This window comes from Pseudoalteromonas sp. SCQQ13, from assembly GCF_015864415.1.
Taxonomy (GTDB): domain Bacteria; phylum Pseudomonadota; class Gammaproteobacteria; order Enterobacterales; family Alteromonadaceae; genus Pseudoalteromonas; species Pseudoalteromonas nigrifaciens.
In genome coordinates, this window is sequence record NZ_JADYXG010000001.1 from 1 (window position 1) to 19,291 (window position 19,291).

Sequence of the window (19,291 nt, forward strand, 5' to 3'; positions counted from 1 at the left end):
AGTATTTTGTATCGACCAAACTAACCTGACGTTTTCTTGCGATAGCCATGTGACACCTTGCTTAATTATTGCACTAAAAAGAGCATAGTTAATTACACTGATATTACAAATATTAGGGTGGGTGTCTGTTTAAAGAATTCTAGCCAGAGCTTAGTTAATCATGCTGATATTGCAAATATTAGGATGGGTGTCATCTTAAAGAATTTGCTGATATTACAAATATTAAAATGGGTGTCATCTTAAAGAATTTTTAGCGTCGCTTTTAAAAGCTTTAACATAAGAAAGTTACAAAACGCAGGTCGGTTAAGCGAAGCGCCACCCGAAGAACGAATGCCACCATCACTCAGATCATTGTATATCACCTTAAAATAGCTCTCATTTAACATTTAAAGCCAAGCTAGTCTAACCAATCTCTTTCAGCGCATTTAACGCTGCGTGGGCTTTATCTGCTTGTACAAAAATATGGTCGTGATAAAACGCAGCTACCACATTAGCGCTAATGCCATGCTCTGTCAGTTTGGCAGATACTGCCGCTGTTAAGCCTACAGCCTCAAGGCTGGAATGTACGTTAAGAGTAATTAAACTATATTTTCCCTCGTAAGTAATTCCTGCTTTATCGGCAGTTTCAGCTTTCAAAATAAGGGTTAGCCCTTCTTCTTCAACGTAAGTGGCCAGTGGGTTTAAATGAACATAATCGGCAAGTGAGCCTGCTAAACAGCAAAATATATACTCATCTTGTTTAAGCACAGGCTGCATTGATTTTAATAATTCGTTTATAGCTAAAATTCCGGCCATAACTATTCCTTGTACTATTTTTTGAATTGTTTGTAGCGCTCATAAACTACTTTTAAGTTGCGCGACAAGCTCGCTCAATCGTGCAATTTTTATATTGCTTAGTTGTCTGTAGTCGAAATACGGGCACACAATAATATTATTAATAGCGTCTATTGCAAACTCGTCATCGAGCCAATCAAACTGCGTTTGTAATTTACCGTGTTGGAGTAAATTTTTAGCGTGGGTGCGCCCGGCAATTATGTGCAGTTGGTTTTTATTGCTAGAAGCTTTATCTGCAGAAGTAATAGTAAGATTAGGCGCGCTAAACAGTAGGGCGGTTTTACTGTTTTTTTGAAGTAAAAATTCATCGCGATATTGCTGCCAAGTAGGTGCTTGTTTTGCAAATGAGTAATGCTCACTAGGCAGGGCAAACAATACTTTAGCGTATACGTTAAATACTTTACGCCAACCATTACCGCAATGTTGGTTTATAGTATTTATTTGCTCATTAATAACGGGCTCTAGGCTGTTGAGCGTTTCGAAGTAGGGCATTGGCGGGGCCTTTGCTACATACACCGCCACGTTAAATTGCTCGTCACCTAAACCAATTAACTGCTTGCTCAAATTAGCCTGCCTTATTTTGCGCTAAAATACGATCGAGATTATTAGCAAAGTTTTGGCGATCGGTTTGGCTAAGCGGCGGCGGCCCGCCACTCATTTCTACGCCGCTCGAGCGCATGGTATCCATAAAGTCGCGTACATTAAGTATTGAGCGAATATTCTCAGTAGTATAAAGCTCGCCACGCGGGTTGAGTGCTTGCCCGCCGTTGTCTATTACTTCACTGGCCAGTGGAATATCGCCGGTGATCACTAAGTCACCTTTGGCAATGCGTTTTACTATTTCGTCATCAGCAACATCAAAACCCGAAGACACTTGTAGGCGGCTAATATATTTTGATGGCGGGATACGCATGGCATGATTAGCCACTAATATGGTTTCGGTTTGTGTGCGCTCTGCGGCCCTAAAAAGTATTTCTTTGATAACCACTGGACACGCGTCTGCATCTACCCAAATTTTCATGATTAAATCTTTAAATTGTTCTAGTATTTAATTGATCCTATAGCAATTTTTTTTAATCGGCTAGCAAACTTTATTATAGCTATTACGTAATATTAATAACCACTCAAAAAGGAGCTTAAATGAACAAAATAAAATATTTTTTTCTCATCATTACACTATTTTTACTCAGTGCCTGCACTAGTCCGCCAGAAGGGATCACTGCGGTTAAAAACTTTGACTTACAAAAGTATCAAGGTAAATGGTACGAAATAGCACGGCTAAATCATTCGTTCGAAGAGGGTATGGAGCAGGTTACTGCTAACTATACTATTAATGACGATGGCACTGTAAAGGTAATTAATAAGGGCTACATTACTAAAGAGCAACAATGGAAGAATGCTGAAGGCCTTGCAAAATTTGTTGGGGATTCTGACATAGGACATTTTAAAGTATCGTTTTTTGGTCCATTTTATGGGGCTTACGTTATTTTTGAACTTGAGCAAGCTGATTACCAATATGCATTTATAACGAGTTATAACAAAGATTACTTATGGTTTCTATCACGCACGCCACAAGTAAACGATGAGTTAAAAGAGCACTTTTTAAAAACAGTTAAAGACTTAGGCTTTGCAACTGAGCAAATTATTTGGGTTAAGCAAAAATAAATGTAAAGGGGGTTTACAGTAAATACTTACCGCTAGAGCAATTGTAATAACTATTTAAACTTAATGCTCGCAATAACTAAAATGGCAAGCAATGAGCTTACCATTTTAGTTATTTACTACTTATTTAAAACTACATTAGCAGATCAGTATTTTACTAACTTAGCCTAGTTTAATACTAAAAGTAGAGTAGTTAAGGCTGTTACAACCAAATTTAACACACTAAAAACTTTAACAAGCTGAGTTATAAAATTATAAAAAACCATTATAATTAAAGCACTTAGCGACATATAACCACAAAAAAGCAACGCACCATACCCGCCTTGATCATTCACACAAAGGAGCAGACTTAGTAAAATACTGATCCAAGCGGTAACTAGGAGGTATTTTCTTTGTAAATTAGTCGGCCGTTTTTTAAAAATATCTTTAAAATGATTAAATTTAGCCAACGCAAACGCGTTAAAAGCCAGCAAACAGAGGCTAAATTGTAATAACTCCATCATGCTTTTTGTCCTTTTAAGTCAGAACTAGTATTTTTTTTTATCGCTTTTGTAGTTGGCTTGGCAGTACGTAATTTTTCGGTTTGTATAAAAAACAATATGCCTGAGAGTATAAACAGCGCATCAAAGGTGAATAACGCCCACTGTTTATTTATTAAATAACTAACTATATTACCGTTAGTTGTTAGCGCATTAATTACAGGCACTGCTAAACAGGCTAAACCATTTATTGCCGCCATAACTCGCCATTGCACTCTATCACGCTTTATAAGCGCTACAATAGCCACCACAAGCCAGGTTAAAAAGAACGCCAACACTTCTTTATCAGCACGCCCGGCAACTTGTAGGCTAAGTACTCTATTAGCAATAAAAAACGCACAGGTAGCTAAAGGAAGCCCCATTAAAGTAGCTAGGTTTAATCCTTCTACTAATTTTAAGCCAAACGATGGGTGAGCATTTTTTTTCATTCGCTCACGTAAGCGTTTTGCCCACATAATGCAGCCAGAGGCAATCATTACACAACCCGCAATACCTCCTAAAAAGTAGAGCCAACGTAGTAAGGGTTCGGCTAAGCGCCCGGTATGCATTGAGTTTAACGATTCATAAAGCGCTTTACCTGCACTTAGTTCTTCATCTGTTTGGGCTACTAACTCCCCTGTGGCGCCACTAAATATTAACCGCGGCGTTTGGTCACGAAATGCTTTTTGTGGGCTAACTAGTACAGTGATAGTTGATGCTGCCATATTAGGATTACTTACCTGTACACGGCGAATATCAGCATTTGGCCACTTAGTATAAAGTTGATCTAAAATGCTATTTACTTTTACCATAGGCGCTGCACCCTGCGCTTTGTCAGTTACATTATTACGCGGGGTAACATCATTAAAAAAGTCTCGCATACCTTTGTCGTAACTAGTTTCTGCCGGGTAAGGAAACAGCATAAAGATTAAGGTAATTAACCCAGTGTAGGTAATCATTAAATGAAAGGGCAGGGCTAATACTGAGCTTATATTATGAGCGTCGAGCCATGTACGGCTGCCTTTATTGCGCCTAAAGGTAAACATATCTTTAAAAATACGCTTGTGGATCACCACCCCCGACACAATGGCAATCAGCATAAATAAACTTGCAAAACACACAATCCAGCGCGCTGTAATAACATCTATGTAATGTAAATCAAAATGCAGGCGATAAAAAAAGTTACCGCCTTTGGTTTCTCTAAAAGATGCAAGCGGCTGCATAGTATTTGGATCTAATTGCGTGTCTTCAAATTTACTTCTACGCTGGCCCGGCTCTTTAGGTTTTGCAAAGCCGTAGGTTAAGTAAGGTACGCGTTGTTCAGGAAGTGTTATACGCCAATTTGGAGCATTGCTTGCTTGAGCGTTTAGGTAATCAAAACCTGTAATTATTTGCTGTTTTTGGGCACTTATACGATCAGTTTGTGCTTGAATATTATGAATTTCGGGCTGATTCCATAAACTCATTTCGTCTCTAAAAAAGCTCAACGTACCAGAAAAAAAGATCAAATAAAGTAACCAACACACTAATAACCCAACCCAGGTATGTAACCAGGTCATTGAACGAAAAAAACTATCCTTCATACCCAACCCTTTATTAGTGCTAATAAACTTAATTGTGCTGCAGTAGCTAGTAAAATACTGATCCATACTGTTTTTAATGACTTAACATAAAAAGCGTAAATAAATACCAGCGTATAAATTAAAATACTTAACGACACGCTCATCAAAACTGCATCCGCTTTATTTAGTGGCAAAATAGCGCTCAGTAGCGAACAGCTCACCGCAGTAAAAAAGTAGCCACCGACAATGGCAATAAAAAAGCGTAAACACACTTTAAAAGCATAACTAAAACGGCTTATGTGCTGAAATATCAAAAGCGGCTTTAATAAAAGCAGCTTAGTTGACCCTAAACTAAGTGATGAAGCCTGCATAATGAGTCAATCCCTTAAATATGGCGAAAAATAAAAGTGCTATTATATAGTTTATGAATGCAAAAGATAGTGATTCCTATTTGCATGCGTAAATTAACTTTAACTTAGTATAATATTGATCCCAAATACGCTTAAGCGCCTTGCTTGGTAGTTAACTTAGGTTTATGGTTAATTTACCCTTTAAAAATAGTAAGTAGAATAATGATGAATAATCACGAAAAGCTAAACTATGTAGAGTTTCCAGCCGCTAATTTAACCGCAACTAAAGCGTTTTTTAGCCAAGTTTTTAATTGGCAATTTACCGACTACGGCCCAGACTACACGGCTTTTAGCGGGCAAGAGCTTAATGGTGGGTTTTACCAATCGCCGTTAAAATCGAGTACTGAAGAGGGTGGGGCGCTATTGGTTTTTTACAGCAGCGATATTCATGCAACACAAAGAAAAGTAACCTTATACGGCGGTAAAGTAATTAAGCCTATTTTTGAATTTCCTGGCGGTTGTAGGTTTCATTTTACCGAGCCAAGCGGTAATGAGTTTGCAGTATGGGCTGAAAAAAACTAGGTTATATAACAGGTTAAGTGCATAACCAGTAATAGATCACTATTATACTAACTAGTAGTTAGGCACGCTAAAATAAACCGATTTTTTACCAACTCAATACCGCAAATAACGAATAGAGGCCTAAATTTGAGTGAAAAACAGTCAAAAAAGATAGAATTGAATGAATTAGTAGCTCAAGTTAGTAAATGCGTGATCTGCGAGCCGCAATTACCGTTAGGAGCACGCCCCATTATACAATTTAACCCTAACGCCCGAATATTAATTGCAGGCCAAGCGCCCGGTATAAAAGTACACCAAAGCGGTATACCGTTTAACGATCAAAGCGGTGAACGCCTAAGGCAGTGGTTAGGGCTTACTAACGATCAGTTTTATGATGCCAATAACATTGCTATTTTACCTATGGGGTTTTGCTATCCGGGTAAAGGCAAGTCGGGCGATTTACCACCACGTAAAGAATGTGCCCCAGCTTGGCGCGCGCAGCTTTTAGCCGCCTTGCCTAATTTACAGCTCACTATTGTGCTAGGTAAGTATGCTCAGGCTTATCATTTACCCGACACTAAAAAGCTACCGCTTACTGAGTTAGTAAAATCGTGGCGTGACTATTGGCCAAGCCATTTAGTACTACCACACCCCAGCCCGCGTAATAATATTTGGCTTAAAAAGAATCCTTGGTTTGAACAGGAGGTACTGCCAGAGTTAAAAAAACGCGTAGCAGAGGTATTATTGTAGGCAAGTAGCTTGTTGCCGCGCACACCTAATGCAAACATTTAAATAATTATATTTTCGTTGAAAATATTGCGCCAGCAAGCTTAGCGCCTACGAGTAAAACCAAGTACGTTTGCTTTTGTCTACTCATATTACGCGTATCTAATGCAAACATTTTAATAATTATATTTTCGTTGAAAATATCGCGCCTGCAAGCTTAGCAACTTCGAGTAAACCTATGGCTGTGTTTAAAGTTTATTGTAAGTGCGACTTTAAATCGCACTTAGTACTAAACGCTTTATTTTTACTGATTTTGCAACAAAGACAATAACTGATCTTTTGATAATTGCCCGGTGTTGCTGCTGCCGCTGAGTACTTTGTCGGCAAGGGCTTGTTTGTGCTCATGCAGTTGCAGTATTTTTTCTTCTATGGTGTTTTGCGCAATTAAACGATACACGGTTACAGGGCGTGTTTGCCCTAAGCGGTGCGCTCTGTCGGAGGCTTGCTGCTCAACCGCGGGGTTCCACCAAGGATCTAAGTGCAGCACATAGTCGGCAGCCGTTAAATTAAGCCCGGTGCCGCCAGCTTTTAAACTAATTAAAAATAAAGGCGCCTCACCTGCCTGAAATTTATCAACCTGTTGCTTGCGTTTATTGCTGCTCATGCTGCCATCAAGGTAACAATATGCTATACCGCGTTTTTTTAGTCGCTGTTCAACTAATTTAAGTACATCAACAAACTGGCTAAAAATAAGTGCTTGGTGATCATTTTCAAGTAATTCTTCAATTATTGCTTCGGCGGTGTCGAGTTTGCTTGAAGGTAACTTACTGTTTTCAATTAATAACTGCGGAGCAATACACGCGCGGCGCAATTTAGTTAATGACGCCAATATAGTAATGTATTGGCTGTCTTCTTGGCTGGCTTGCTCAAGCGCGTTTAAGCGAGTGGCTTCGTAAAGGGCTTGCTCTTTATCGCTGAGCGCAAAAGTAAGGTTTATTTCGGTTTTATCGGGTAACTCGGTCAGTACCGTTTTTTTATTACGGCGTAAAATAAACGGCGCAATTAATGTTTTTAGCGTATCAGCCTGCTGCTGGTTTTTATCGGCATTACCAAAGCGCTTTTTAAACTCAGCTAATGAATGTAAAAAACCCGGCATTAAAAAGTTAAATAGGCTCCACAGTTCACCTAAATGATTTTCGATAGGTGTGCCCGAAAGCGCAACTTTAAACTGGCCATTAAGTGCAAAAGCAGCTTTAGCGCGAAGGCTTAATGGATTTTTAATGGCTTGTGCTTCGTCTAGTACAATATTGGCAAATTCGTACGCAGCTAATTGATCCCCTATTAAAGGTAACAAGCCATAACTAACAATTACTAGGTCATTAGCGGTAGCACCGGCTAGCACCTCATCAGTTGCGGCTGCATTATCAATAGTTTTAATATTAAGAGTAGGGGTAAATCGCGCGGCCTCTACCTGCCAGTTATGACATACCGATTTTGGCGCTATAACTAAGCTGGCACCTAAAGCACCGCGCATTTGTAATACATTGAGTGTTTGTAGCGTTTTACCTAAGCCCATATCATCGGCTAAACAGGCATTTAACCCCCAGTTAGCCAGTTGCATTAACCATTTTACGCCAACCACTTGGTAGTCGCGTAATATATTAACTAAATGCGCGGGCAATACAGGTTCACTTGGGCGCTCAAATTTAGCTAAGCGCTGTTGCCAGTTTGCACCAAAGCTAACATCACTCAGTTCTGCAGCACTGTGATACAAAGGAAGAGCGCGCGCATTAGCAATACGAAGTTGATCGTCGAAGGCGTTTTTAGTTTTACTTTGCATGCCCTCTAAGCGATTTAATAAGTTAGTTAGGCGCTGATCTAATAATAACGAGTTATTTTCGTCAAACTCTATAATACTGCCACGACGCGGGGCTTTAAGGAGTGTTTGCAAAGCAATAATTTGACCATCGGGGAGCGATAATTTACCACTAACACTGAGCCAATCGTTATCATCATTTAAATTAAGAGAAAGGTGCTTACTATTGGCAACCTTCATACCTTGGGCGTTTTCATCCCAACTTAATACTAGTGCGTTGTCTTTTTGCGCGGCCTCTAATTGTATTATGGCTTGGCTAATATCTTCTGGTAAATAAAACTGCTGATGCGCGCTGTTATACTGCGGATGCTCTTGATCGGCAAATACGCCAGCTAAATTACTAAGTAGGTTTTTTAAAGCGCGTTTCTCTGCTTTTAAATCACGTTTTACAACGCTGTTATCGGCTTGCTCGTTATCGCTATAGGCTAAGGTTATTGCGCCTATTGCGGGCTCAACCCATGGGCCGTCAACACCAAATGGCATAGTATAAAAGTTAACGTCTATACCCATTGGGGTTAACTTAATTACTGCGGCTAAATCAACAAGCCCTTGGCGCACGTTATTAACCGCAGAAAACTCGCTGCGGCTACTGCTAATATAATGATCCTCCGACAAGGCCTCTAATGCCGCATTAAGTTGTGGCAGTTTTTCTTCTGTTAAGTTATTAGGTTGCTGAGCAAGCAGGCTATTTAGTTTGTGTTGTTTGTCGTCTACTACAAATACTTGGTAACTATTAGCGTGGCTATGGGTAAGTAAAAAGTCGCCGTCTATGTCGGTAATTTTAGGCTGTATAATTAATTGGTAACAGTCGTTAATATTTTGCCCAATTTCAATTATAAACTCACCTTTGTTAAGCGTAACTAAGTTACCTTTAATGTCCTCAAGCCCTTTGAAGTTAATTAGCGCTTGCAACACTGCGCTGGTTGCTTGTACTTCACTGTAACCAAAGCCCGCATGATTACTAATTACTTGCACTAAATTATGATCGGCTGGGCTAAGTAAATGTCGGTATTGATCATCGTCAAGATCATAAATATTTACTTTACGGCCTTTAGTCCATTCGCCTTTGCTGTTGTGTTTTTGCACTTTAGCTTGAATAAGTGGCAGGTCTAAATGGGTAAGGTCGAGTTGCCAAACTAGGCGCTCATTTTGCGCTGGAGTGTCTATTTTGCTTATTTCATTTAACCAACGCTGCCATTGTGGCACGCGTTTAAAATGCTGTAATAAACCGGTATCTGGCAATGGCGTATCGTGCGTTAGCCAATTTGCTAAATGCGTGCATTGCTCACCTAGCCAGTGCTGATGCTGTTGGCTTGAATGAATTAATTGGCTCAGCAGTTTACTGTTGTCTCTAAGGGTATTAATTTGCTCTTCGCTACCGTGCTTTATTAACGCCAGTAATAGGCAAAAAAGAGGCGCTAGTGCGTTTGGGTTTGCCTGTAGGTTTGCAATCGTATCGTGTAGTAAGCGCTGCTCAAAACTTATTACTTGTTCGGGTGCTAGTAACAAAAATTCAATGGCTTGCGTTGTACTACTGAGCTCGCCGAGTTGTTTGTTATACCAATTTTTATGTGTTTTTAGCTGTTTTAAATCAGCTTCTGTACCACTGGCATATAAACACACCATATACAGTAAACCGCTTATTTCACACGGATAGCTACCCTTAACAAAGGTTTTACGATAAAGCGTTAACCCCGTTTTAAATTGTTGCAGCGCTAATTCTAAATGAGTGCCGTCAATGGCAAGGCTATTAGCCTGACTAAATATTGCTAAGTTACTGTGCGACTTATCAATGAGTAGTTCATTATAGTCAGGTTGTTGCAGCAGCGTAGCTAAGCTTTCGTTTAAATAAATTCGCTTACTTGGCTCAATAGCAGTTGCAGTACTTTTTACTATTGATGGCCATGAATGCTCAGCTGTTAGATTAAAAAACTCACCGCGAATAAAATGCTCTAAACATATTTGTTGCCACTGCGCGGGTAAAGCTAACCAAAGCTGCTTACTGTATTTTGATTGTGCTAGTAAATTAATAAAGTGATGATCAATTTCAGGCTCTGCAGATGACGCTAACGGTGAACCTTCACTTTTTTCAATGCTATTAAATAGTTCAAACATAAACATTAAAGCACTGTCGTTAAAGCGGTATATGGTGGTTATTTGCGTTAAAAAGTTTTTAATTAAGCCAGGGCAGTACTCTAACAAACTTACAATTGCATATACGATGGCATCAATAGAAAGTTTATGATTTTGCCTAAACGGTTGCTCCCAAACCAGTGATTGTTCTTCTAACTCGCGGGTAATTTTTTTTACTTCGGCGAGTGAAAACGAATACCCGCTTATAAAATGATTAAATAGCAGTTTAGAAAATAGCTGAGGCGAATTTTGGTAGCTGTAAGATGAAGAACTTAAAAGTAAACTTAATAAAACACAAAGCTTTTTTTGATCATCAATCGTGGTTACTGGGGCAAAAGTAGATAAAGACATAAAACACTATAATAAACACAAGATAACTGAGTATATACTCCCGCGCCTTTAGGTTACAACCTAAAGGGCTGCTTAACCGTTAAGGGTTAAATTTACGCCAATTAATAGCTGCTTACCTTGATTTGGGTATAGTTAATTACAAATGGTATACTAGATTTTTATAAAAACTAGCTGAGTCTAATGTTAACTATTTCAAATACCGTGACCATTGATGAATGGGAAGTCGAATTAACCGCAGTTCGCTCGCAAGGTGCCGGTGGACAAAACGTTAATAAAGTAGCCAGCGCTATCCATCTTCGTTTTGATATTAACCGCTCTAAATTACCCGACTTTTATAAAGAACGTTTACTTGCACTAAACGACAGCCGCATAACCAAAGACGGCGTATTAATAATAAAAGCGCAAAGCCACCGCACACAAGAGCTTAATCGCGAAGATGCATTTAAACGCTTAAAAGATCTAATTATTAGCGCAACTAAAGTAAATAAAGCCCGCAGAGCCACTAAACCGAGCCGTAATTCGCAGCGTAAACGCATGGATAAAAAAACCAAACACGGCCAAACCAAAGCGTTACGCGGCAATATTAAGCTTTAAAAGTAAGGCGTTAAGCTTGCTGACGCGCGGGCGAAGCCCGAATATTTTCTTGATATAAGACTTCTTCTTTTTCTGATATCTATTTTATATGCGTCTGTTTTTTGTGTAATAGCCCATTAAGTAAATTATTCACAAAAAAGGGATGAGGCGCTGCGCTTTAAAGAAGAAAGGGAAGTGGGCTGCAAGCTCAGCGCTTGTAACCCAAAATCAGCATCGATGTTAACGCTAATCGTAGGTATGATGGCGTGTAGTATTAAATTTATTTAATAATCTATGCATCGCATATACCGCACTTAAGCTAATAACAACAGCCACTGTCACAGAGCTAAACCTATACAGCGCACTGTAAATCAAGTCTTGCCCCGGGGCTAACGACTGCCCAAATAAAATACCAAACGTGGTTAAAACACCAAAACCAATGCCCGGCGGCCCCCCACCTAAAATATGAAAACGACTAAATATAAACGATAAAATCCACAACACAATAACAGGAAACAGTAAAAAGTCGGTATGGGTGTATAAAAATAGCTGCGACAAAAGTGCGGCATTACAGCCTATAAGCGTGCCAATTATACGCTGCCAACTGGCTATGCCTGCGGCTTTCCAGCATAACGAAAATAAAATTAAAATAGATGCCGCCTGCGCCGAAATAGAGTCTTGTAAATCCAGTGCCTGAAAAACAATAAACGATAACGTAGCCACGCTCGAGCACAACAGCACTTCGTGACGAATACTTGCTTTATCTTTTGTTGGCACTGCACGCCCAGGGCGCGCAGTAACATCGGGAAATAAACCATGCATTAATGCTGCAATTACTACAGTTAAAATAATGGCTATACCGTTACTTAAAATAAGCGGATAAATACTGCTACTACCAGTTACATAGCTGGCAAAGTGTAATTGAATCGATAAACTAACCGCACCTAAGGCACCAAACAAAAAGCCACTTCCGCTACTCATTTGGTAAAATAAAATACAAAAGCAGGCAAATACAATCAGTACCATAAGTACCGGCAAGTGCGAAAATAACCCCTGCAATATAAGCACAACAAGCGCGCTAAATGCGGCACTGGCAAAAAACTGCCTAACCACAGATTTATTTAACGTTGGCACTAAACCTAATAGCAGCATGGGGTAAACAGTAAAAAAAATCCCATTTGGCCAGTTCATTAATTTACTAATAGCAAACCCTAACGTGCACCCGCCGGCAATACGCAGCGCTTGGCGTAGGCCGTTAGAGTCAAGTTGTGGAGACTGGCTAATTTTTTGACTCATTTTGCCTCCACTAATAAATGTAATGTAACCAGCTAATAAAACGTATTTGTGATGCGCCTAACCATTGTCCAAATTTTGACTCAGGAAGTAGTTGCACCGTAGCACGCGCGCCACTAGGCATATTAGCAATTAGCGCTTGATCGTTTTTTAATAACTGCAAATGAATACGTTGGCGCTGTGCGTCGCGTACCCAACGGTTACTGGTTTCGGTAGTGCTTAGCAAGCCATTGGCACTTAATTGGCCATCGCTTACACCCGCTTCAAAGGTACTAATTTTTGCGTCGTATACTTCACCGGGGCGGCTATCAAAAACCACTTTTGCTAAACTACCTGGGTGCATATTAAGCAGTGATTTTTCACGAAAGTCGGCTACTAAATCAGCCTTTTTAGCCACAATAGCTAACAAAGGTTGGCCACTAAGAGCATAAGCACCGTCAAGTAATTGCAAGTTGGCAACCACACCATCGCTTAAAGCACGTACTTGTGTGTACGATAAGTTAAGCTCAGCTTGCGCTAACTGATTCGCTCCATGGCGCAGCGCTAAGTTATCCTCCCCTGATGTGCCACGCGCTAAAACAGCTTCGGCTAATTGCGCTTCAAAAGCCGCTACGTTTGATTTACTTGCAGCAAAGTTAGCCCGAATACTCTCCAGCTCTTGTTCCGATATAGAGTTTTGCTTATAGAGCTTTTCGCCTCTACTTTTTAATAAGCTTTGCTCATGTTGTTTTGCTTTAGCTGCACTAATTTGTGCCTCAAGCGCTTTAACATTAGTATCAAGGCGTTTATTTTGTAATTTGGCATCATCGAGGGTTAGTTTAGCTTGTTCAACAGCCAGTAAGTAAGTACTTTGATCTATCTCAAACAATATATCACCAGCCTTTACCGGTTGGTTATTGCTAACTAACACCTTAGTAACACGGCCACTTATTTGCGGTGAGATTTGTACTACTGGGTGGTAAACACGCGCTTGTGGCGTTACTGGCAGCCAAATATCGGCTATAACATAGTATAAAAACACTAAAATGAATCCAACGAGTGAAAGCCTCACATAGCGCGCAAATTTTTGATCAGGTGTCATTGTTAACCTTATTAGAACTGTGATATTTAATATAATTTTTTGCGTTGTCTTCCATTTTAATTAAACCATGAGCCATTACATCTAACTGCTCATCGTTTAGTCCATTATAAAGCTGATTTTTAATATCAGTGATCTGTGCCTCTACCGCCTTTAATATATTGCGGCCTTGCTCTGTAAAATAAATTTTTTTACTGCGCTTATCGTGCTTATCAACTTGACGGGTAATAAGAAAAAGCTCTTCGAGTTGCTTAAGGGTACGCGTAAGCGACGGCATTTCTATGCCTAAACTATGCGCCAACGCTTGTTGAGTAACTCCCTCTTTCAGCATATTTATATGCACCAAAGCAATCCAACGCGATTGAGTTAAGCCTAGCGGCTCAACGGCAACTGTAACAACTTCTCGGCATAATCTATGCACTCGACCCATACTGCCACACAAGGTTAAATCGAGTGTTTCATGAAAAGGAACCGGTTTAGACATTTCAACCTCTAACTACTTAGCATGCTAAGCACTTTACCATTAGTTAGCATGCTAAGTAAATATTTAGCTAGGGTTTAGTAAAGGTTTAGCCGCTAAAACACTAGGGGTTGTTGATCTTTTAAGATTTAATTTGCAGCGTTATATTTGGTTTTAGGTAAGGCAGAGCCTGTGTAGTGTGGTTACTCCCATAAAAAGGCGGTAACCACACATAAATACCAAACACGCCCTAGGCTAAAAGTTGAGTAGGTTAGCGGGGGAGTATTGATCGGTAAGGACTTTTGTATTTTCAGGCCAATCGTGATTATTTTTTGTAAAGTGCAGCATTTGGCTAATAGCTTTAATATTTACACCGTAAGGCAATAGCAGAGGGGTTAACTCACTTACGCGTTTATTAATATGCGCTTGGGTAAGGGTACTTTTATTGCCGGCTAAAATAATACGATTACTGTGGTTTTTTCGGCTAACGTTAATAAAGTCGCCAAAAACAGCGTTATAAGTGGCCGACTCGTGCTCGTACAGTTTGCTCGATGAAAACGTATTTGCCGCAATAACGCCGTCACTCGCAAGCACACTTTTTAACTCTTCAAAAAACTCTTTAGTTAGTAAATGCTCGGGAATGTAGTCGCCATTAAATGCATCTAAAATTATCCAATCAAACTGCTGTTTTTTAAGCGCCGCACGTTTTATAAAAATACGACCGTCTTGTACTTTTGCCGTTACCTTAGTACTTTCTTTAAAATTAAAGTAATCGCGGGCCACTTTAATTACCGCAGGATCTATTTCAATATTTTCGATTATTGCCTTAGGGTAAAGCTCTGAAATGGTGTTAGACAAAGTGCCACCGCCTAAACCAATAATAAGTACTTTTTTAGGATCTTCTATTAGCAACAAGCTTGAAAACACCAATTTAGTGTAATTAAAAACTAACTTTTTTGGCTCGTTAATATACATGCAACTTTGACTACTTTGGCTAGATTTTTCATCAAACTTTAAACAGCGTAAATTACCGGTTTCTTCCACTAATATATTACGATAAAGCGAGCGCTCGCTATGTATTGTTTTAGCCACACTTAAGTGTGAAAACAACAAGCTTAATAACATCAGCACATATAAAACCATGTAAAAATTGCTTTTATGCATAACGACGCTCCGCTAAAAATAGTTTATTTACCAGTATGGCTAGTAAGCCTAATACCGCTAAAGTTAAGGCAAAACCAATTATTATGGCGTTTACGTCAAACGCGAGCACCATATAAAATGAGGTAATAATAGTGCCTAGTGCGCTGCCCAAGGTACTTACAAAATATAACCCGCCAGCAACTTGGCCGCTGTGTTCGCTGTCGGTAACTAAAAGCCGAACCGAGTAAGGGGAGATCATGCCTAATATAATAGTAGGAACAAAAAATAATGCCGTAGAGGCGAGTAACGAGCCATAGCGGCTGTCTTCAATGTGAGTAAAAATAAATTCCATTATCGGGTTAGCAAATAACGCAATGGGCAACACCATAATGCTTGCCAGTAAAAAAATACTCCCGTACTTGGCTAGGCTAGGGCGCTTAATTGACAATTTACCGCCAAGTAAATAACCAAACGATAGGCTCAGCATAAATACCGTAATTATACTGCCCCAAATATGTACGCTACTACCAAAAAACGGCGCTAAAATACGCCCACCTAATAGCTCAATTCCCATAATACTAAAGCCACTACTAAAGGCCAAAAAGTAAATAAGTGCATTGGTTTTGTTTAACATTTTATAATTCTTATCGTGTTATTTTTGTCCATATTAACGTGATGCTCAATAACTGGCTATGCTTTATTTTTATACTGTAAAGGGCGTTTACAGTACTGCCCCAAATGAAGCAGCTAAGGCAACCAACTAAAACCCAATTAAGTAGACACCCATCTTAAAAACCAGTGACTATTCAACTAAGAATGGCTTTGTTCAAATACCCTAAATTCGGATAATAAGTGTGGGTGTCTACTTAATTTTAGGCAATAAAAAAGCTGCAGTAGCTTACTGCAGCCTCTATATATTTAAATACTAGCTACACACTAACTTAGTATGCACCGGCGCTATAAATAAGTTCGTAGCTGTGGCTGTATATTTCTAGGATATTACCAAACGGGTCTTCCATGTAGATCATGCGGTATGGTTTTTCGCCTGGGTAGTAATAACGTGGCTCGGCCATACGTTTTTTACCACCGGCGGCTACAATACGCTCTGCTAGGCCTTCAACATCTGGGTCTTGCACACAAAAATGAAAAATACCGGTTTTCCAATATTCAAAGTTATCTTTTGGGTTTTCTTGGTTTTTAAATTCAAAAATTTCTACACCAATACGATCGCCTGTAGATAAGTGCGCTATTTTAAATTTTTCCCATTTTTCACCAAACACTTCAGTACACATTTCGCCTATTGGGCTTTTGTCTTCGAGTATTTCGGTTGGCTCCATAATAGTGTACCAACCCATAACTTGGGTATAAAACTCTACTGCTTTTTCAACGTTTGGTACCGAAATACCAATATGCGAAAAACTACGTGGATAGGTATGACTCATAATAATGTTCCTGCTTATCTTGTTACTGGTTAATGCGTTTAGTTTACGAAGCCAGTTAAATTAAGTAAAATAATCATTAATCATCATTTTGAGTACATTTTGTAATGATAAATCCCATATGGTTAAATACGTTTTGTACTTTGGTTGAGGTAAACCACTTTACGCAAACAGCCGATCGCCTCCACATGACCCAGTCGGGTGTAAGCCAACACATTAAAAAATTAGAGCAGCACGTTAACTGTGCTTTGCTAGAAAGACACGGCAAACAGTTTTCGCTTACTGTGCATGGGCAAAATCTATATCAACAAGGCAGTTTATTACTTAAAGAGTGGCAGTTTTTAGAGCAGCAATTAAAAGACGACTCGCCTTACAGCGGTAAAGTAAAAATACAGTCGCCTGGTAGTTGTGGATTGCAGTTTTATAGCCAGTTATTAGCTTTGCAAACAAAGCACCAAGGGCTGAATATTGACTACCGCTTTGCGCCAAATATAAGTGTTGAGCAGGCTGTAGCTAACCATAATGCCGACATTGGTTTTTTAACCCAAGCACCCACACTTAGCGAAGTAACCAGCCATAAAATAGGTACAGAGCCGTTACTATTAGTTACCCCTGCACATATTAAAACCCCAACATGGCAAGCTTTATGTGAACTTGGCTTTATTGCTCACCCCGACGCTAAACACCATGCGCAACTTTTGTTGAGCGAAAACTACCCGCAGTTTGAACATTTAGAGCAAATAAAACACACCGGTTTTTCTAATCAAATTAGTTTAATACTGGAGCCGGTAAGCTTAGGCCTGGGCTTTACTGTGTTACCTGCGCATGCAATAAGTGCGTTTAATAAGCCTAAACTTATACAAACTCATTATTTGGCAAACCCTATAAGTGAAAATATTTACGTGTGCCACCATCGCAACAGGCCATTAGCAAAACGTATGCATACAGTAATTTACACAATAAAAGAGAGTTTATAATTGCTGTAATAATAAATCCCTTAACCAGAGTTCAAATTAAATAATTTAAAGGACTTATAAATAGTTACAGTCCATAATGGTTTTTCTGTTACGTTATAGTTACGTTAAAGCTAAGTGATTGAAGTAAGGAAGGTCATAATGCAAGTAAAGCAACTCCCAAGTATAACTTTAACTGGTTTAAAGGTAAGAACGTGTAACGCCGATGAAATGAACTCTGGCACTGCAAAAATAACGGAGCTTTGGCAAAAATTTGGTGAAAAGCATGGACAACAGCTAACAAAAAATACAAAAACGTATGGTGTTTACACTAACTATGAAAGCGATGTAACCGGTGAATTTGATGTAATAGCCTGTTGCGACGACTTATCGATTGGAGATCAAAAGTCAGTAAAAGTAACTACCGAGGCAGGGAGTTATTTAGTATTTAACGGGACAGGTGAAATGCCCGATGCGGTAATCGACCTGTGGGGCGAAATTTGGCAATACTTTAGCTCAGACGACTGTCGTTTTACTCGTACCTACAGCAGCGACTACGAATATTACAAAAGTGCTGATGAAGTAGAAATAGCCATAGCAGTTAAAGAATAAAGCTTTAGGCATAATTAAAAACGCTAGCTTAACTTGCTAGCGTTTTTTTATGCGCGTAAATATTAATTTTAGCGACTAGCACTTTTAAAGCCCTATATTACTAAGCTTCTAGCGCCATTGCTGCCATTTTCATCGCACTTGCAAACGACTTTGCGCCAGCAATAAATAAACCGTTATGACAAAAAACAGCATCTTCAAGCCCAGTTTCGTCCTGAAATTCTTTATCAGATAAACCAGCCCACGGTTTTGGGAGTGACTTGCGGTCTTCAAACGATCCTGGCTCAACCGGTACAGTTTGCACAATCCACTGGCCAGAGTGCGAAGGATAAACCATATATAATGCTTTATCAGAAAGCGCATGCACGGTTTTTTTCCACGGTGTGTATTGCTCTAACACAATTACGCGTGGATCAGCTGCATTTTCAATCGCTTTAGCAACAATTGCTTTTGCATTAATGCCACCGTTAGCCGCAGCTATAAAGCGAGTTAAAATGCGCGATGCAAACTCAACCGCTTCATCAAAACAGGCATCAAAGTTACTCTCTTCTTGCCACGTTGGGTTAAACATTGAAATAGTTTGGCTAAGGCTAATGCCTTTAGCAACGCCTTCAACATGGCCGCAGTCAATTGCATCAATAGTAGAGACTAAACCAGAGTCAATTGCATTGGCTGTTTCTTGGCTGCCTTGGCATATTTCAAGGCCATATTTTTGCCAAATTAAACCAAATGAAGAAAAAGGAATACCATTTTCACGCGCCCCGGCACCGCCACGTTGGTGGTGATCAAAACGGCCTGTCTCTGGGTTATGCTCGCCACCTACATCAATCACAACATCGGCTTTGCTTATAAGCTCCATATCGCGGGTGCGTATAAGTTTAAAAGAAGGATAAATATACTTAAGTGCAGCTACACTAAAAACATCATCTGCATGAAAAGTACCGTTGTGGGTTGCTATCGTTATATCATTCATTGGTTTTGTATCATTTTCTAAAAGGATAAGAAGGTCTCGCTATTTAAACGTTACGGTTTTGAAAATACTTAACAAGTAAAAATCATAAGGCGGATTCTATCTGATGAGCGCTAACAAAAACAGTAAACTGTTTTTTATCCTTGTTAAAGCAATTAAGCTCGCATGCAATAGCCTACTAATTATAGAGAGATGCAAAG

Annotated in this window: 20 protein-coding genes; 6 read left to right on the plus strand and 14 right to left on the minus strand. The window is 39.5% G+C overall.

The features are described 5' to 3' along the window. Positions 1-402: 402 nt before the first annotated feature. Genes I6F41_RS00005 through I6F41_RS00015 form a run of 3 tightly spaced genes read right to left on the minus strand, consistent with a single transcriptional unit; the run spans position 403 to position 1,855 of the window. Positions 403-795, minus strand: coding sequence for an ACT domain-containing protein (locus I6F41_RS00005; RefSeq protein WP_179807972.1), 393 nt, complete (start codon positions 793-795; stop codon positions 403-405). Between the two features lie 39 nt (positions 796-834). Beyond that, the gene (locus tag I6F41_RS00010) at positions 835-1,398 is read right to left on the minus strand and encodes a DUF6942 family protein (RefSeq protein ID WP_011329689.1); all 564 of its coding nucleotides are present in this window, start codon (positions 1,396-1,398) and stop codon (positions 835-837) included. Between the two features lies 1 nt (position 1,399). Next, complete coding sequence (locus tag I6F41_RS00015; protein ID WP_011329688.1) at positions 1,400-1,855, minus strand: YaiI/YqxD family protein; 456 nt, start codon at positions 1,853-1,855, stop codon at positions 1,400-1,402. A gap of 119 nt (positions 1,856-1,974) precedes the next feature. On the opposite strand from I6F41_RS00015, the gene I6F41_RS00020 reads away from it, so the two are divergent. Further along, on the plus strand, positions 1,975-2,499 hold the full coding sequence (locus tag I6F41_RS00020) for a lipocalin family protein (protein WP_182684560.1): 525 nt from the start codon (positions 1,975-1,977) through the stop codon (positions 2,497-2,499). A 164-nt stretch (positions 2,500-2,663) separates the two neighbouring features. Here the strand turns inward: I6F41_RS00020 and I6F41_RS00025 are convergent, their stop codons facing one another. The 3 genes from I6F41_RS00025 to I6F41_RS00035 are packed head-to-tail and all read right to left on the minus strand — an operon-like array spanning position 2,664 to position 4,947. Continuing rightward, on the minus strand, positions 2,664-2,999 hold the full coding sequence (locus tag I6F41_RS00025; protein WP_086997225.1) for a DUF3325 domain-containing protein: 336 nt from the start codon (positions 2,997-2,999) through the stop codon (positions 2,664-2,666). Then, positions 2,996-4,597: a PepSY-associated TM helix domain-containing protein gene (locus tag I6F41_RS00030; protein ID WP_182684561.1), complete on the minus strand. Its 1,602-nt coding sequence runs from the start codon at positions 4,595-4,597 to the stop codon at positions 2,996-2,998. Before I6F41_RS00030 ends, I6F41_RS00025 begins: the two co-directional genes overlap by 4 nt. After that, positions 4,594-4,947 carry a hypothetical protein gene (locus I6F41_RS00035; protein WP_011329685.1) on the minus strand — a complete coding sequence of 118 codons (354 nt, stop codon included), beginning with the start codon at positions 4,945-4,947 and terminating at the stop codon, positions 4,594-4,596. The genes I6F41_RS00030 and I6F41_RS00035 overlap by 4 nt, the downstream gene beginning before the upstream one ends. A gap of 204 nt (positions 4,948-5,151) precedes the next feature. Here I6F41_RS00035 and I6F41_RS00040 point away from each other — a divergent pair, with 204 nt between their 5' ends. Then, entirely contained in the window at positions 5,152-5,508 is a 357-nt protein-coding gene (locus tag I6F41_RS00040; protein WP_197107623.1) for a VOC family protein, read from the plus strand. 156 nt (positions 5,509-5,664) lie between these two features. Continuing rightward, a complete protein-coding gene (locus I6F41_RS00045) occupies positions 5,665-6,237 on the plus strand; it encodes a uracil-DNA glycosylase family protein (RefSeq protein WP_231613326.1) in 573 nt (190 codons plus the stop codon). Positions 6,238-6,517: 280 nt separating this feature from the next. Here I6F41_RS00045 and I6F41_RS00050 read toward each other — a convergent pair whose 3' ends face one another. After that, entirely contained in the window at positions 6,518-10,573 is a 4,056-nt protein-coding gene (locus I6F41_RS00050; RefSeq protein ID WP_197107428.1) for a DEAD/DEAH box helicase, read from the minus strand. A gap of 180 nt (positions 10,574-10,753) precedes the next feature. Between I6F41_RS00050 and arfB the strand changes: the two genes are divergently transcribed. Further along, positions 10,754-11,167, plus strand: coding sequence for an alternative ribosome rescue aminoacyl-tRNA hydrolase ArfB (gene arfB, locus I6F41_RS00055; protein WP_011329681.1), 414 nt, complete (start codon positions 10,754-10,756; stop codon positions 11,165-11,167). A 225-nt stretch (positions 11,168-11,392) separates the two neighbouring features. On the opposite strand, the gene I6F41_RS00060 is transcribed toward arfB, so the two are convergent. The 6 genes from I6F41_RS00060 to I6F41_RS00085 form a co-directional block, all read right to left on the minus strand. Further along, positions 11,393-12,442 (minus strand): DUF2955 domain-containing protein, encoded by a 1,050-nt coding sequence (locus I6F41_RS00060; RefSeq protein WP_182684563.1) that lies wholly within the window; start codon positions 12,440-12,442, stop codon positions 11,393-11,395. Positions 12,443-12,452: 10 nt separating this feature from the next. Further along, positions 12,453-13,520, minus strand: a complete 1,068-nt coding sequence (locus I6F41_RS00065; protein WP_179807978.1) for an HlyD family secretion protein — start codon at positions 13,518-13,520, stop codon at positions 12,453-12,455. Beyond that, entirely contained in the window at positions 13,510-14,001 is a 492-nt protein-coding gene (locus tag I6F41_RS00070; RefSeq protein WP_089369012.1) for a MarR family transcriptional regulator, read from the minus strand. Before I6F41_RS00070 ends, I6F41_RS00065 begins: the two co-directional genes overlap by 11 nt. A gap of 231 nt (positions 14,002-14,232) precedes the next feature. Further along, complete coding sequence (locus I6F41_RS00075) at positions 14,233-15,120, minus strand: spermidine synthase (RefSeq protein WP_041454960.1); 888 nt, start codon at positions 15,118-15,120, stop codon at positions 14,233-14,235. A gap of 13 nt (positions 15,121-15,133) precedes the next feature. Next, positions 15,134-15,754, minus strand: coding sequence for a fused MFS/spermidine synthase (locus tag I6F41_RS00080; RefSeq protein WP_089369011.1), 621 nt, complete (start codon positions 15,752-15,754; stop codon positions 15,134-15,136). Between the two features lie 307 nt (positions 15,755-16,061). After that, positions 16,062-16,562 (minus strand): lactoylglutathione lyase family protein, encoded by a 501-nt coding sequence (locus tag I6F41_RS00085; RefSeq protein WP_011329672.1) that lies wholly within the window; start codon positions 16,560-16,562, stop codon positions 16,062-16,064. Between the two features lie 104 nt (positions 16,563-16,666). On the opposite strand from I6F41_RS00085, the gene I6F41_RS00090 reads away from it, so the two are divergent. Continuing rightward, positions 16,667-17,536, plus strand: coding sequence for a LysR family transcriptional regulator (locus I6F41_RS00090; protein ID WP_086996247.1), 870 nt, complete (start codon positions 16,667-16,669; stop codon positions 17,534-17,536). A 138-nt stretch (positions 17,537-17,674) separates the two neighbouring features. Continuing rightward, entirely contained in the window at positions 17,675-18,124 is a 450-nt protein-coding gene (locus tag I6F41_RS00095; RefSeq protein ID WP_011329668.1) for a GyrI-like domain-containing protein, read from the plus strand. A gap of 100 nt (positions 18,125-18,224) precedes the next feature. Here I6F41_RS00095 and I6F41_RS00100 read toward each other — a convergent pair whose 3' ends face one another. Then, a complete protein-coding gene (locus I6F41_RS00100) occupies positions 18,225-19,094 on the minus strand; it encodes an MYG1 family protein (RefSeq protein WP_011329667.1) in 870 nt (289 codons plus the stop codon). Positions 19,095-19,291 lie beyond the last annotated feature (197 nt).